At 69.7% G+C, this 13,808-nt stretch carries 14 protein-coding genes; 13 read left to right on the plus strand and 1 reads right to left on the minus strand.

Annotation, left to right across the window (positions count from 1 at the left end; genetic code table 11):
- Window positions 1–50 precede the first annotated feature (50 nt).
- Entirely contained in the window at window positions 51–674 is a 624-nt protein-coding gene (locus tag BR98_RS34460) for a hypothetical protein (protein ID WP_035851253.1), read from the plus strand.
- 53 nt (window positions 675–727) lie between these two features.
- Here BR98_RS34460 and BR98_RS34465 read toward each other — a convergent pair whose 3' ends face one another.
- Window positions 728–1,030: a ferredoxin gene (locus tag BR98_RS34465; RefSeq protein ID WP_035851262.1), complete on the minus strand. Its 303-nt coding sequence runs from the start codon at window positions 1,028–1,030 to the stop codon at window positions 728–730.
- Between the two features lie 222 nt (window positions 1,031–1,252).
- On the opposite strand from BR98_RS34465, the gene arc reads away from it, so the two are divergent.
- The 12 genes from arc (at window position 1,253) to BR98_RS34525 (ending at window position 13,802) form a co-directional block, all read left to right on the plus strand.
- On the plus strand, window positions 1,253–3,019 hold the full coding sequence (gene arc, locus BR98_RS34470; RefSeq protein WP_035851265.1) for a proteasome ATPase: 1,767 nt from the start codon (window positions 1,253–1,255) through the stop codon (window positions 3,017–3,019).
- 102 nt (window positions 3,020–3,121) lie between these two features.
- Complete coding sequence (dop, locus tag BR98_RS34475) at window positions 3,122–4,633, plus strand: depupylase/deamidase Dop (RefSeq protein WP_035851267.1); 1,512 nt, start codon at window positions 3,122–3,124, stop codon at window positions 4,631–4,633.
- A gap of 104 nt (window positions 4,634–4,737) precedes the next feature.
- Entirely contained in the window at window positions 4,738–4,956 is a 219-nt protein-coding gene (locus tag BR98_RS34480; protein ID WP_035854880.1) for a ubiquitin-like protein Pup, read from the plus strand.
- Window positions 4,957–5,191: 235 nt separating this feature from the next.
- Window positions 5,192–6,034 (plus strand): proteasome subunit beta, encoded by an 843-nt coding sequence (gene prcB, locus BR98_RS34485; RefSeq protein ID WP_035851269.1) that lies wholly within the window; start codon window positions 5,192–5,194, stop codon window positions 6,032–6,034.
- Between the two features lie 36 nt (window positions 6,035–6,070).
- On the plus strand, window positions 6,071–6,841 hold the full coding sequence (gene prcA / locus BR98_RS34490; protein ID WP_051970851.1) for a proteasome subunit alpha: 771 nt from the start codon (window positions 6,071–6,073) through the stop codon (window positions 6,839–6,841).
- 142 nt (window positions 6,842–6,983) lie between these two features.
- Entirely contained in the window at window positions 6,984–8,345 is a 1,362-nt protein-coding gene (pafA, locus tag BR98_RS34495) for a Pup--protein ligase (protein ID WP_035851271.1), read from the plus strand.
- Window positions 8,346–8,526: 181 nt separating this feature from the next.
- On the plus strand, window positions 8,527–9,438 hold the full coding sequence (locus BR98_RS34500; RefSeq protein ID WP_232247843.1) for an FKBP-type peptidyl-prolyl cis-trans isomerase: 912 nt from the start codon (window positions 8,527–8,529) through the stop codon (window positions 9,436–9,438).
- 155 nt (window positions 9,439–9,593) lie between these two features.
- Complete coding sequence (locus BR98_RS34505) at window positions 9,594–10,907, plus strand: FKBP-type peptidyl-prolyl cis-trans isomerase (protein WP_051970857.1); 1,314 nt, start codon at window positions 9,594–9,596, stop codon at window positions 10,905–10,907.
- A gap of 149 nt (window positions 10,908–11,056) precedes the next feature.
- Entirely contained in the window at window positions 11,057–11,431 is a 375-nt protein-coding gene (locus BR98_RS34510; RefSeq protein WP_035851276.1) for an FKBP-type peptidyl-prolyl cis-trans isomerase, read from the plus strand.
- Window positions 11,432–11,593: 162 nt separating this feature from the next.
- On the plus strand, window positions 11,594–12,604 hold the full coding sequence (locus BR98_RS34515; RefSeq protein ID WP_051970859.1) for a helix-turn-helix transcriptional regulator: 1,011 nt from the start codon (window positions 11,594–11,596) through the stop codon (window positions 12,602–12,604).
- A 26-nt stretch (window positions 12,605–12,630) separates the two neighbouring features.
- Window positions 12,631–13,560: a helix-turn-helix transcriptional regulator gene (locus BR98_RS34520; protein ID WP_035854887.1), complete on the plus strand. Its 930-nt coding sequence runs from the start codon at window positions 12,631–12,633 to the stop codon at window positions 13,558–13,560.
- Window positions 13,557–13,802 carry a hypothetical protein gene (locus BR98_RS34525; RefSeq protein WP_035851286.1) on the plus strand — a complete coding sequence of 82 codons (246 nt, stop codon included), beginning with the start codon at window positions 13,557–13,559 and terminating at the stop codon, window positions 13,800–13,802. Before BR98_RS34520 ends, BR98_RS34525 begins: the two co-directional genes overlap by 4 nt.
- The last annotated feature ends 6 nt before the right edge of the window (window positions 13,803–13,808 follow it).

Here is a 13,808-nt window from a genome sequence, read left to right on the forward strand (position 1 = left end):
GCGACGATGCTCGCCACACCCGTACACCCCGGCGCCTGGAGGGGACCTCTTTGCCCGACGCAGTCGACGCAGCGGACGAAGCACGCCACCCGGCCCAGCCCGCCCCGGCCCGCTCCGGACCCTGGCGTTGGACCGCCGTCGCCGCCGGCTGCGCCGCCCTGGTGGCCGGCACCCTGGCCGCCGCCCCCACCGTCCAGCCGGTGGGCCCCGCCAGCGCGGCCGGCAGCACCTCGAGCACCCCCAGCACTCCCAGGCCACTGCCCGCGAGCAGCGCCCCGGACCCCGCCAAGGCCCAGCTGCCGCTGGACTGCGGCCCGCTTCCCATCAAGGTCTCGGTCAGCTTCGCCGCCGACCTCGGCGACGGCATCCCCGCCACCGTGGTCGCCGCACACTGCCAGGCCGGCAGCGGCACCGCCCCCGACGGCGTCTTCGTGCTCACCGCCGGACCCGACGGACAGCCCGCGGTGCACGACACCCTGGTCCGCTGGCAGGAGGGTCTGACCGTGACCCGGCTCGCGCTGCGCTCCGACGGCACCCTCACCGCCCGCGCCCAGGGCTACTCCACCCCGGACATCCCGCGCTGCTGCCCCGACCTCAACGTGGAGCTCAACTGGGCCCGCCACGGCGGCTCCTACACCCGCACCGAGCGGAGCGTCCCGGCGACCTCCACCTGAGGCCCGACCTGACGCCCGACCTGACGCAGCGCCAACGTTGTGGCGGGCAGCCGTCAGTCGGCGTCCGGCCCGTACACCTCGACCCGGTCGCTCACCCGGCGCACGTGGATGCAGTCGCCCGGGCACTCCTTCGCCGAGTCCACCACGTCCTGAAGCAGCGTCAGCGGGACCGGCGCGGTCTCGCCCGGCTGCTGGCGCAACTCGTCGTCGTCGCCCTTCACATAGGCGAGCCCGTCGATGTCCAGCTCGAAGACCTCCGGCGCGTACTGGGCACAGATCCCGTCGCCGGTGCACAGGTCCTGATCGATCCACACCTCAAGCGGCTCGGCGGCGCCCGCCCCACTGGTCACTGACATCGGCTCCTGCCCAGAAACGGTCACGATCGGGTATTGACTCGCTCGACCCTACATCTCGTCCGCTTTCCGAGCGTGTGCGGTGGGTATCTCTGAGCCAGAGGGGAAGCACACTCGGGTGAAGATCGGACACACCCCTTCCGTCTTTCTTGATCTAGGGGTTTACACGACCCCTGGTGCAGGTAGGGTCTGGAAGCATCCCGCTCCCCGGAGGAGGTGAGGACCGTGGCAGCCCACGATGACGACTACAACCGCAGTGCCGGCAAGCCCGCCCGTGGTTCCGACGAGGCCGCACAGGTCTCGTACCTGGAGCAGGAGATCGCCGTGCTGCGTCGCAAGCTGGCCGAATCGCCGCGCTCTTCGAGGATTCTCGAAGACCGGATCGTCGAGCTCCAGACCAACCTGGCCGGAGTGACCGCTCAGAACGAGCGACTCGCCGCCACCCTGCGCGAGGCCCGCGACCAGATCGTGGCCCTCAAGGAGGAAGTGGACCGGCTGGCCCAGCCCCCCGCCGGATTCGGCACCTTCCTCAGTCAGAACGAGGACGGCACCGCCGACATCTTCACCGGGGGCCGCAAGCTTCGGGTGAACGTCAGCCCCACCATCGACCTGGACGAGCTGCGGCGCGGACAGGAAGTGCTGCTCAACGAGGCACTCAACATCGTCGACGCCTTCGCCTTCGAGTCGATCGGCGACCTGGTCACGCTCAAGGAGGTGCTGGAGGACGGCGAGCGCGCGCTGGTCGTCGGCCACACCGACGAGGAGCGGGTGGTCCGCCTCGCCGAACCGCTGCGTGACATCACGCTGCGCCCCGGTGACGCACTGCTGCTGGAGTCCCGCTCCGGCTACGTCTACGAGGTCGTGCCCAAGGCCGAGGTCGAGGAACTGGTCCTCGAAGAGGTCCCGGACATCGACTACAGCCAGATCGGTGGCCTGGCCAACCAGATCGAGCAGATCCGCGACGCGGTCGAGCTGCCCTACCTGCACGCCGACCTCTTCAAGGAGTACGAGCTGCGCCCGCCCAAGGGCGTCCTGCTCTACGGTCCGCCCGGCTGCGGCAAGACGCTGATCGCCAAGGCGGTCGCCAACTCGCTGGCCAAGAAGGTCGCCGAGGTGACCGGCCGGCCGCAGGGCAAGAGCTACTTCCTCAACATCAAGGGCCCCGAGCTGCTCAACAAGTACGTCGGCGAGACCGAGCGGCAGATCCGCCTGGTCTTCCAGCGGGCCCGCGAGAAGGCCAGCGAGGGCACACCCGTCATCGTCTTCTTCGACGAGATGGAGTCGCTCTTCCGCACCCGCGGCTCCGGCGTCAGCTCGGACGTGGAGAACACCATCGTCCCCCAGCTGCTCGCCGAGATCGACGGCGTGGAGGGCCTGGAGAACGTCATCGTGATCGGCGCCTCGAACCGCGAGGACATGATCGACCCCGCGATCCTGCGACCCGGACGCCTCGACGTCAAGATCAAGATCGAGCGCCCGGACGCCGAGGCGGCCAAGGACATCTTCACCAAGTACCTGAAGAACTCGCTGCCCTTCCACCCCGACGACATCAAGGAGCACGACGGCTCGGTGGACACCACCGTCGGCGCCATGATCCAGGCCGTGGTGGAGCGGATGTACACCGAGACCGAGGAGAACCGCTTCCTGGAGGTCACCTACGCCAACGGTGACAAGGAGGTCCTGTACTTCAAGGACTTCAACTCCGGCGCCATGATCCAGAACATCGTGGACCGGGCCAAGAAGATGGCGATCAAGGACTTCCTCGACCACGGCCAGCGCGGCCTTCGCGTCTCCCACCTGCTCGCGGCCTGCGTCGACGAGTTCAAGGAGAACGAGGACCTGCCCAACACCACCAACCCGGACGACTGGGCCCGGATCTCCGGCAAGAAGGGCGAGCGGATCGTCTTCATCCGCACCCTGGTCACCGGCAAGCAGGGTGCCGAGTCCGGCCGTTCCATCGACACCGTCGCCAACACCGGGCAGTACCTGTGACCACGTTCTAGGCTCGACCCGCGGCTGACGGATCCGACGCTCCGTCAGCCGCGGCGCTTACCGCAGCGACGTCGGTGGGTCAGGACGGGCAAGGAGGGCCGCATGACCGTAAGGCGCGTGATGGGCATCGAGACCGAGTACGGGATCTCCGTACCCGGGCACCCCAACGCCAACGCCATGCTCACCTCGTCCCAGATCGTCAACGCCTACGCGGCGGCGATGCACCGGGCGCGCCGCGCCCGCTGGGACTTCGAGGAGGAGAACCCGCTGCGCGACGCCAGGGGCTTCGACCTGGCCCGCGAGGTGGCGGACGCCAGCCAGCTGACCGACGAGGACATCGGCCTGGCCAACATCATCCTCACCAACGGCGCCCGCTTCTACGTCGACCACGCGCACCCCGAGTACAGCTCGCCCGAGGTGACCAACCCGCGCGACGCCGTGCTCTGGGACAAGGCCGGCGAGCGGATCATGGCCGAGGCGGCAGCCCGCGCCCTGGAACTGCCCAACGGGCAGAACATCCACCTCTACAAGAACAACACCGACAACAAGGGCGCCTCCTACGGCACCCACGAGAACTACCTGATGCAGCGGGCCACCCCGTTCGCCGACATCGTCCGCCACCTCACCCCCTTCTTCGTCTCCCGCCAGGTGGTCACCGGGGCCGGCCGGGTCGGCATCGGCCAGGACGGCTCCGCCAACGGCTTCCAGATCAGCCAGCGGGCCGACTACTTCGAGGTCGAGGTCGGCCTCGAGACCACCCTCAAGCGCCCGATCATCAACACCCGGGACGAACCGCACGCGGACGCCGACAAGTACCGCCGGCTGCACGTGATCATCGGCGACGCCAACCTGTCCGAGATCTCCACCTACCTCAAACTGGGCACCACCTCGCTGGTGCTCGCGATGATCGAGGAGGGGTTCATCGCGGTCGACCTCGCCGTCGACCAGCCGGTGCGCACCCTGCACCGGGTCTCCCACGACCCCTCGCTGCAGTACCTGATCACGCTGCGCAACGGCCGCAAACTCACCGCCGTGCAGCTCCAGATGGAGTACTTCGAGCTGGCCCGCAAGTACGTCGAGGACCGCTACGGCGCCGACGCCGACGAGCAGACCAAGGACATCCTGGTCCGCTGGGAGGACGTGCTCGGCCGGCTGGAGCGCGACCCGATGAGCCTGTCCAAGCAGCTCGACTGGATCGCCAAGAAGGAGCTGCTGGAGGGCTACCGCCAGCGCGACGGCCTGGACTGGGACAACCCCCGACTGCACCTGGTCGACCTGCAGTACAGCGACGTGCGGGCCGAGAAGGGCCTCTACAACCGCCTGGTCGCCCGCGGCCGGTTCGAGCGGCTGGTCACCGAGGAGGACGTGCTGCGCGCCGTCCACAAGCCCCCGGAGGACACCCGCGCCTACTTCCGCGGCCGCTGCCTGGAGCAGTACGCCGAGCACGTCGCGGCCGCCTCCTGGGACTCCGTCATCTTCGACCTGCCGGGCCGTGACTCGCTGCAACGGGTCCCCACCCTGGAGCCGCTGCGCGGCACCCGCAACCACGTCAAGGAACTGCTGGACCGCTGCCGCACCGCCGAGGACCTGGTCCGGGTCCTTTCCGGTGGGTGACTGATCCGCAACCTTGGGTGAAAGGTCCACTGACGGGGAATCATCCTGGTGTGGCTCGAACGTTCCACTACTAGACCGACCGACGATGCAGAGGGGTGAGGGACATGGCGACCAAGGACACCGGCGGCGGCCAGCAGCGGGCCAACCGCTCCACCGAGGAGACCGAAGAGCAGGTCGCGGAGGCGCAGCAGAGCGAGGAGCTCAAGGAGCGCCAGGAGAAGCTGAACGACGACGTGGACGCGGTTCTGGACGAAATTGACGAAGTCCTCGAGTCGAACGCCGAGGATTTCGTTCGCGGCTTCGTTCAAAAGGGCGGCCAGTAAGTAATTCCGCGCGCCCGGCGAGAGCGTTCTCGCGGCGCACACGAATTGTCCGGTCACTGACCGCGGAGCGCCGCAGGCGTGGCTCCACGCCTGCGGCGCGGCGTTCGCCGACAGCTGCGCAATTCGTCTCGAAGGCCGGGTCCGAGCATGTGGATCACCACCTCGAAACGGGTAGGGTCCATGGCATCGGGCCCGACGCGCTCCGGCGGGCTGCCGACTACCTGGAAGGAATCGTGTGGAAGCCAACACTCGTGGCACCGGGCGTCTACCGGCTGCCTTCCTCACCCCCGGACATTCCTCCTTTGTCGACTTCCTGGCGGAGCACTCGCCGGAGCTCATCCCCGGGCGCCGCAAGCTCCCCGAGGGGCTGACCATCGAGGCGCCGCACGGGACGACCATCGTCGCGGCGGTGTTCGACGGCGGCGTGGTGATCGCCGGTGACCGCCGCGCCACCATGGGCAACGTGATCGCCCAGCGGGACATCGAGAAGGTCTTCCCGGCCGACGAGTACAGCGCGGTGGGCATCGCCGGCACCGCGGGCCTGGCGGTCGAGATGGTCCGGCTGTTCCAGCTGGAGCTGGAGCACTACGAGAAGATCGAGGGCACCGTGCTCTCCCTGGAGGGCAAGGCCAACCGGCTGACCACCATGATCCGGGGCAACCTGGGCATGGCGATGCAGGGCCTGGCCGTGGTGCCGATGTTCGCCGGCTACGACCTGGACCTCGGGCGCGGCCGGATCTTCACCTACGACGTCACCGGCGGCCGCTCCGAGGAGCGTGGCTTCGCCGCCACCGGTTCGGGCTCGGTCTTCGCCCGCGGCTCGCTGAAGAAGCTCTACCGCACCGGTCTGACCGGTGATCAGGCCGCCACCCTGGTGATCCAGGCGCTGTACGACGCGGCCGACGACGACTCCGCGACCGGCGGCCCGGACCTGGCCCGGAAGATCTTCCCGATCGTCGGGCTGATCACCGAGGACGGCTTCCGCCGGCTCTCCGAGGAGGAGGTCTCGGCGATCGCCGTCACGATCACCGACGAGCGCCGCAACCACCCCGACGGCCCGCAGGCCCCGCTCCTCTAGTCCGCCACCCCACTCATCCAGAAGGGACGACCGCCGGTGTCCACACCGTTCTACGTCTCGCCCCAGCAGGCCATGGCGGACCGCGCGGAGTACGCCCGAAAGGGCATCGCGCGCGGCCGCAGCGTGGTCGTGCTCACCTACGCCGACGGCATCCTGTTCGTGGCCGAGAACACCTCCCGGGCGCTGCACAAGGTCTCGGAGATCTACGACAAGATCGCCTTCGCCGCGGTCGGTCGCTACAACGAGTTCGAGAACCTGCGGATCGGCGGCGTGCGCTACGCCGACCTGCGCGGATACTCCTACGACCGGGCCGATGTGACGGCCCGTGGGCTCGCCAACGTGTACGCCCAGACGCTGGGCACCATCTTCTCCTCGGTCGGGGAGAAGCCGTACGAGGTGGAGCTGATCGTCGCCGAGGTGGGCAAGGCCACCGAGGACGACCAGATCTACCGGCTCACCCCCGACGGCTCGGTGGTGGACGAGAAGAACACCGTGGTGGTCGGCGGCAACGCCGACTCGATCGGCACCTACCTGGGCCAGCGCCACACCCCGGGCCTGAGCCTGGGCGAGGCGCTCAAGGTGGCCGTGGAGTCCTTGGCCCGGGACCCCAACGGCGGCTCCCCGCGCACCCTGACGCCGGAGCAGCTGGAGGTCGCGGTACTGGACCGGGCCCGGCCGCAGCAGCGCAAGTTCAAGCGGATCCTGGGTGGTCAGCTGAGCCGGCTGCTGGCCGCCGGCTCCGGTGACGGCGGCGGCGACAGCGAGGACACTGAACTGGACCTTCCCGAGCTGGACGAGGACGAGTAGACAGTCCGTTCCGAGTGGGGTGCGGCGCCGTGCGCGCCGCACCCCACCGGGCTGCTCCGGCTTCTGACGGACCGTGGGACCGTCATCCGATTGACGTGGCGAAAACGGTTTCAGAACCTCGCCAAAAGCGTAAAGTCCAGGCATGGACCGCCGAATTTTCGGGCTGGAGAACGAGTACGGCGTCACGTGTACGTTCCGGGGACAACGGCGTCTGTCTCCGGACGAGGTGGCCAGGTACCTCTTCCGCCGCGTAGTTTCCTGGGGCCGCAGCAGCAATGTGTTCCTGCGCAATGGCGCACGCCTCTACCTCGATGTCGGTTCGCACCCCGAGTACGCCACTCCGGAGTGCGACGACGTCACCGAACTCGTGACCCATGACAAGGCGGGCGAACGGATCCTCGAAGGCCTGCTGGTGGACGCCGAGCGGCGGCTGCACGAGGAGGGCATCGCCGGAGACGTCTACCTCTTCAAGAACAACACCGACTCGGCCGGCAACTCCTACGGCTGCCACGAGAACTACCTGGTCGCCCGGCACGGCGAGTTCTCCCGGCTGGCGGACGTGCTGATCCCGTTCCTGGTGACCCGTCAGCTGATCTGCGGCGCGGGCAAGGTGCTGCAGACCCCGCGCGGTGCGGTGTTCTGCGTCAGCCAGCGGGCCGAGCACATCTGGGAGGGCGTCAGCTCGGCGACCACCCGGTCCCGTCCGATCATCAACACCAGGGACGAGCCGCACGCGGACGCCGAGCGCTACCGGCGGCTGCACGTGATCGTCGGCGACTCCAACATGTCGGAGACCACCACGCTGCTCAAGGTCGGCGCCACCGACCTGGTGCTGCGGCTGATCGAGGCGGGCGTGGTGATGCGCGACCTGACCCTGGAGAACCCGATCCGGGCGATCCGCGAGGTCAGTCACGACCTGACCGGCCGGCACCAGGTGCGGCTGGCCAACGGCCGGGAGGCCAGCGCGCTGGAGATCCAGGAGGAGTACTACAGCAAGGCGCTGGAGTTCGCGGACCGCAAGGGTCTGAACACCGGGACGATCGGCCGGGTGCTGGAGCTGTGGGGCCGCACCCTGGAGGCGGTGCGCACCGAGGACCTGGCCAAGGCCGGGACCGAGATCGACTGGATCATGAAGTACCAGCTGATCGAGCGCTACCGCGAGAAGCACCAGATGAGCATGTCCAACCCGCGGGTCGCCCAGATCGACCTCGCCTACCACGACATCCACCGCCGCCGCGGGCTGTTCTACCTGCTGCAGAACAAGGGGCAGGCGAAGCGGGTGACCACCGACCTGAAGACCTTCGAGGCCAAGTCGGTGCCGCCGCAGACCACCCGGGCCCGGCTGCGCGGGGACTTCATCCGAAAGGCGCAGGAGCAGCGCCGGGACTTCACGGTGGACTGGGTGCACCTGAAGCTGAACGACCAGGCGCAGCGCACGGTGCTCTGCAAGGACCCGTTCCGTTCGGTGGACGAGCGGGTGGAGAAGCTGATCGCGGGTATGTGAGCGATCTGATCCGGTTGTCGCGGCCCCGCCTCCGTCGGAGGCGGGGCCGCGTGGTTCTACGCTGATCACGTCTACTGATCCGTAAATGTGACTGACAGTGAGGACTGCCGTGCGCCGCAGAGCTGGATTGCTCGTACTCCTGCCGATGCTGGTGCTGGCCGCGTGCAGCAGTGGCTCGCCCGTGAAGAGCGGACCCTCGCCGGCGCCGACCAGTTCGGCCCCGGCGGTGCCCAGCCCGGTGAGCTCCGCCTCGCCGATGCCCACGGTCAGTGGGGACTTCGGCAGCAAGGCGACCATCACCGTTCCGCAGGGCCAGCCCAGCGGGCAGTTCGTGGTCAGCACGGTGACGGAGGGCGAGGGCGCCAACGTCGGCAAGGGCGACTGGGTGACGGTCAACTACACCGCCACCAACTGGACCACCGGCAAGTCGATCCCCAGCTCGTACGACGCGGGTGCCAAGCCTCAGCTCTACCAGGCCGGGAACGGGCAGCTGGTGCCGGCCTTCGACCAGAGCGTGCTGGGCAAGAAGTCCGGCAGCCGGCTGCTGGTGGTGGCCCCGCCCTCGGCGGGCTTCGGCAGCAACGGCAACCAGCAGCTCGGGGTCGGCAAGGACGACACGGTGGTCTTCGTGCTGGACATCATGCAGGTGGTGCCGCAGGACGCGGTGGTGAGCGGCACGATGACGCAGCCGGCGGCCAACCAGCCGCAGGTGAAGGACAACGGCAAGGCCGCCCCGACGATCACCATCCCGGCCAACACCCCGGCGCCGACCGATCTGCAGACCAATGTGCTGATCAAGGGCGACGGGAAGCCGGTGCAGTCCGGGCAGTCCTTGGTGCTGCAGTACACCGGGGTGCTGTGGAGCAACGGGCAGCAGTTCGACTCCTCGTGGAACCACGGTGGGGCGCAGGTGCTGCAGATCGGCACCGGCAGTGTGATCCAGGGCTGGGACAAGGGGCTGGTCGGGCAGCCGGTGGGCAGCCGGGTCGAGCTGGTGATTCCGCCCGCGCTGGGCTACGGCTCCCAGGCACAGAACGGTATCCCCGCGAACTCGACCCTGGTCTTCGTGATCGACATCCTGGAAGCTGTGTAGCGGCTGTTCCGGCAAGCCGACGGCGCGACAGTCACGCGGGCGGGTACTTCTGGGTGTGTCATGCACACCCGATGAGTGCCCGCCCTCATGGCAAGCTGACATACTGCTGCCGATTCGCACAGCGGCGAGAGATCTGATGGCGAGGATGGGGAGAAATGGCTGAGAACCCGACGGGCCCGCGCGAGGCCGACACCGCGAGCGGCGCGGTCGCCGACCCGGCGGCGCCCCGGCCCGGGGGCCCGCTGCCGGGCGACGGGGAGTCCATCGTGATTCCGCCGTCGATTCTCAAGCAGCAGGCCGGCTGGACGGCGCCCGGCCAGGCGCCCCCGCAGATTCCGTCGGCCAAGCCGGAGGAGCCGCAGGTCTTCGCCTCCACGGTGCGCAAGCAGCAGGTCTCCGAGGCCGACTACGAGAACGTGGGCGGCGGCGGCAAGCTCGGCGCGGTGCTGGGCGCGATCCTGGCGGTGCTGCTGGTCGGCAGCGGCATCGGCCTCTACGTGGTCACCCAGAACAAGGACTCCAAGCCCGCCAAGGCCGCGGACAGCGCCCCCAGCGCGCCGGCTGCCCCGAGCCAGGCTCCGGTGCCGCCGATCAAGGACAGCGCCAAGGTGCTGCCCACGGTGGCCGGCGACTTCGGCAAGAAGGCCACCATCACGCTGCCCAGCGACCAGGCCGACGGCACCTTCGTGGTCAAGTCGCTGAGCGAGGGCGACGGCGCCAAGGTCGACAAGGGCTCCTGGATCACCGCCGACTTCACCCTGAAGGACTGGACCACCGGCAAGGACATCCCGGGCTCCTACGACAACGGCAAGCCGCAGCTCTTCCAGGCCGGCCTGGGCAAGCTGATCCCGGCGCTGGACACCTCGGTGGTCGGCCACAAGGCCGGCAGCCGGCTGCTGGTGGTGGCCCCGCCGGCCGCCGCCTTCGGTGACGCGGGCAACCAGCAGCTGGGTCTGGGCGCCAAGGACAACCTGGTGCTGGTGATCGACATCCAGCGGGTCAACGGTCCGGACTCCCGGGTCAGCGGCGACGTGACCGCCCCGCCGGCCGACTTCCCGAGCGTCAAGGTGGCCGGTGACGGCAAGGCCGACGAGATCACCCCGCCGGCGGGCGTCACCGACCCGACCGAGCTGAAGACCGCCGTGCTGGTCCAGGGCAAGGGCCCGAAGGTGGAGAGCGGCGAGAAGGTGGTCGTCCAGTACAGCGGCGCGCTGCTGAAGGACGGCAAGGCCTTCGACTCCTCGCTCACCCGCAAGCAGGCGTTCAGCTTCGTCACCGGTGGCGGCAGCGTCATCGAGGGCTGGGACAAGGGCATCGTCGGCCAGAACGTGGGCAGCCGGATCGAGCTGGTGATCCCCGCCTCGATGGCCTACAAGGACCAGGCGCAGGCGAGCATCCCGGCCAACTCCTCGCTGGTCTTCGTGGTCGACATCCTGGACGCCGGAGTCGGTTCGGCCGACCAGGGATGACAAGATAGGGCGACCGGCCGATCGGGGTGACCTGTGGCCGGGCCTGATCAATGCGGGCGGCGGACAGTCGTACGGTGGTTCCTGACGGAGCCTTACCTGCGGCGGTCCGCCGCCGCGTTGTGTGTTGAGACGGAAGAGAAGAGGCAGTTGTGAGCCAGAAGACGAAGCCGGAGATCGACTTCCCGGAGGGCCCGGCCCCGGCCGAGCTGGAGATCACCGACATCGAGGTGGGCACCGGCGCGGAGGCGAAGCCCGGCCAGATGGTCGAGGTGCACTACGCGGGCGTCACCTACGAGACCGGTGAGGAGTTCGACGCCAGCTGGAACCGTGGCTCGACCTTCAAGTTCCCGCTGGGCGCCGGGCGCGTCATCAAGGGCTGGGACGAGGGTGTCGTCGGCATGAAGGTGGGTGGCCGCCGCAAGCTGGTCATCCCCGCCCACAAGGCGTACGGCAACCAGTCGCCGAGCCCGCTGATCCCCGCGGGTTCGACCCTGATCTTCGTGGTCGACCTGATCAACGTCTGACGGTCCCCCCGGGGTCGGTCTGACGATCTGTTCGAGGCGGTCGGTCCCGGTCTGTTCCGGGCCCGGCCGCCTCGGCTTTCGCCGCAGGTCCCGCTACCGGTACGGTCGAGGCGCCAGGTCCCCCGGGGTGGGGTGACGAAGCGGGTCACGGAAGGGTCAGCGATGGCGATCGCCAAGGCAGAGCGGCTGATGAATCTCGCCCTGTGCCTGATGAACACCAGACGTCCGCTCTCCAAGCGGGAGCTGCGGGAGTCCATCGAGGCCTACCGGGAAGCCTGGCAGCACGGCAGCGAGGACGCCTTCAACCGGATGTTCGAGCGGGACAAGGACGACCTGCGCGAGCTGGGCCTGGTGATCGACGTCGACGAGAACACCCTGGACGGCGAGGCCGGCTACCTGGCCCGGGCCGACCGCAACAGGCTGCCGGAGATCGCGCTGGACGCCGAGGAGGCGGCCGCGCTGAGCCTGGCCGCCAAGGTCTGGCAGCAGGCCCGGCTGTCCGGTGCCGCCAGCGGCGCCCTGCAGAAGCTGCGCGCGGCCGGGGTGCCGTTCGGCGACAGCGCCGGCGGTACCGCCCTGGAGCCGCACATCCCGGTCCGCGAGGCCGCCTTCGAGCCGCTGCTGCTGGCCGCCCGGGACCGGCGCCCGGTGAGTTTCGAGTACCGCAAGGCGGGTGCCGCCGTCGCCGAGCCGCGCTCGGTGGAGCCCTGGGCGCTGGAGTGCTGGCGCGGCCACTGGTACCTGGCCGGCTGGGACCGCGACCGCGGCGCCTCCCGGGTGTTCCGGCTCAGCCGGATCGCCGGCAAGGTGCGCTCCCGCCAGGGCGCCTTCACCGCGCCGATCCCCGAGCACGTGGACGTGCGCGCCACGGTGGCCCGGTTCGCCGGTGAGGGTGCCACCGCCACGGCCACCGTCAGGCTGCGCCGCGACGCCGCCTACCCGCTCCGGGCCAAGGCCCTGACGGTGCGTCAGCTGGACGCGGACTGGGACGAGTTGGAGATCCCGTACGGCCTCGGGCTGGACGCGGAGCTGGCCGAGTACGGCCCCGACGTGCTGGTGCTGGCGCCGGAGGAACTGCGCGCCGAGCTGATCGACCGACTGCGCGCGGTGGCCGGCCTCGCCGCTGCCGGTCTCGCTGCTGGCGGTCTCGCTGTTGAGGGGGAGTCGAAGTGAGCAACGCCATCGACCAGACCCGGCGGATGCTCTCGCTGGTCACCTACCTGCGTGAGCGCCCGGGTGCCGAAGTCGCCGAGGTGGCCCGCGCCTTCGGGATCACCGAGCGCGAGCTGATCGCCGACCTGAACGTGCTGCCGATGTGCGGCACCAGCTTCCGCGGCGGCGACCTGCTGGACATCGACACCGACGGCGAGCGGATCTGGTGGCACAACGTCGACGACGTGGCCCAGCCGCTGCGCCTGGCCGCCGACGAGGCGACCGCGCTGCTGGTCGCCGCCCGCGCGGTGGCCGGCCTGCCGGGCCTGCGCGAGCGCGACCGGCAGGCGCTCACCCGCGCCGTCGCCAAGATCGAGAACGCGGCGGGGGAGAGCGCCGAGGGCAGTGCCCGGGTCGGGGTGACCTTCGAGGCCGAGGGCCAGGTCTTCGCCGACATCGACCGCGCGCTCAGTGAGGGCCGGCGGATCTGGCTGCGCTACTACTCGCACGGGCGCGGCGGGATGACGGAGCGCGAGGTGGACCCGATCCGCCTGCTCACCGAGGGCCACACCTACCTGGACGGCTGGTGCCGCACCTCCGAGGACCGCCGGCTCTTCCGGCTCGACCGGGTGGCCGAGATCAAGCTGCTGGACGAGCCCGCCGACGCCCCCCGGCTGGAGCCGCGCGACCTGTCCCAGGGCCTGGTCAACCCGGCCGCCGACGACCCCGAGGTGGTCGTCGAGGTGGGTGCGGCCGGCCGTTGGGTGGCCGAGTACTACACCCACGACCTGGCCGAGGAGCTGCCGGACGGCGGCCTGCGGATCACCCTGCGCAGCTCGGACCCGTCCAGCCTGCGCACGCTGGCGCTGCGGCTCGGTCGGGACGGGCGGATCGTGGCGCCCGCGCCGGTGGCCGAGCAGGCCCGACAGGCGGCGCTGGCCGCGCTGGCGGGCTACGGGGTCGGGGTCGGGGAGTGACCGACCAGGCCGACGGGGTGGGCACCAGATTCAAGGTCTACTGCTCGCAGTGCCGGGAGAAGGTGGAGCTGCCCGCCGCCGCGTTCCGCCTGGCGCTCGGCCGCACCAAGGAGCGCACCTTCTACAGCTTCACCTGCCCGGTCTGCGGGGCGGCGGTGCGCAAGCCGGCCGGGGAGAAGATCGTCGCGGCGCTGACCGGCGCGGGGGTGTCGACCATCCGACTCGTCCCGATCGAGAGGTAGTTCGAG

It is taken from the genome of Kitasatospora azatica KCTC 9699, from assembly GCF_000744785.1.
GTDB lineage: Bacteria > Actinomycetota > Actinomycetes > Streptomycetales > Streptomycetaceae > Kitasatospora > Kitasatospora azatica.

Coding starts and splice junctions, on each gene's coding strand:
- BR98_RS34465 (WP_035851262.1), bottom strand. CDS start 1,030: ATGTCAGTGACCAGTGGGGCGGGCGCCGCCGAGCCGCTTGAGGTGTGG.
- dop (WP_035851267.1), top strand. CDS start 3,122: ATGACCGTAAGGCGCGTGATGGGCATCGAGACCGAGTACGGGATCTCC.
- BR98_RS34480 (WP_035854880.1), top strand. CDS start 4,738: ATGGCGACCAAGGACACCGGCGGCGGCCAGCAGCGGGCCAACCGCTCC.
- pafA (WP_035851271.1), top strand. CDS start 6,984: ATGGACCGCCGAATTTTCGGGCTGGAGAACGAGTACGGCGTCACGTGT.
- BR98_RS34505 (WP_051970857.1), top strand. CDS start 9,594: ATGGCTGAGAACCCGACGGGCCCGCGCGAGGCCGACACCGCGAGCGGC.
- BR98_RS34515 (WP_051970859.1), top strand. CDS start 11,594: ATGGCGATCGCCAAGGCAGAGCGGCTGATGAATCTCGCCCTGTGCCTG.
- BR98_RS34520 (WP_035854887.1), top strand. CDS start 12,631: ATGCTCTCGCTGGTCACCTACCTGCGTGAGCGCCCGGGTGCCGAAGTC.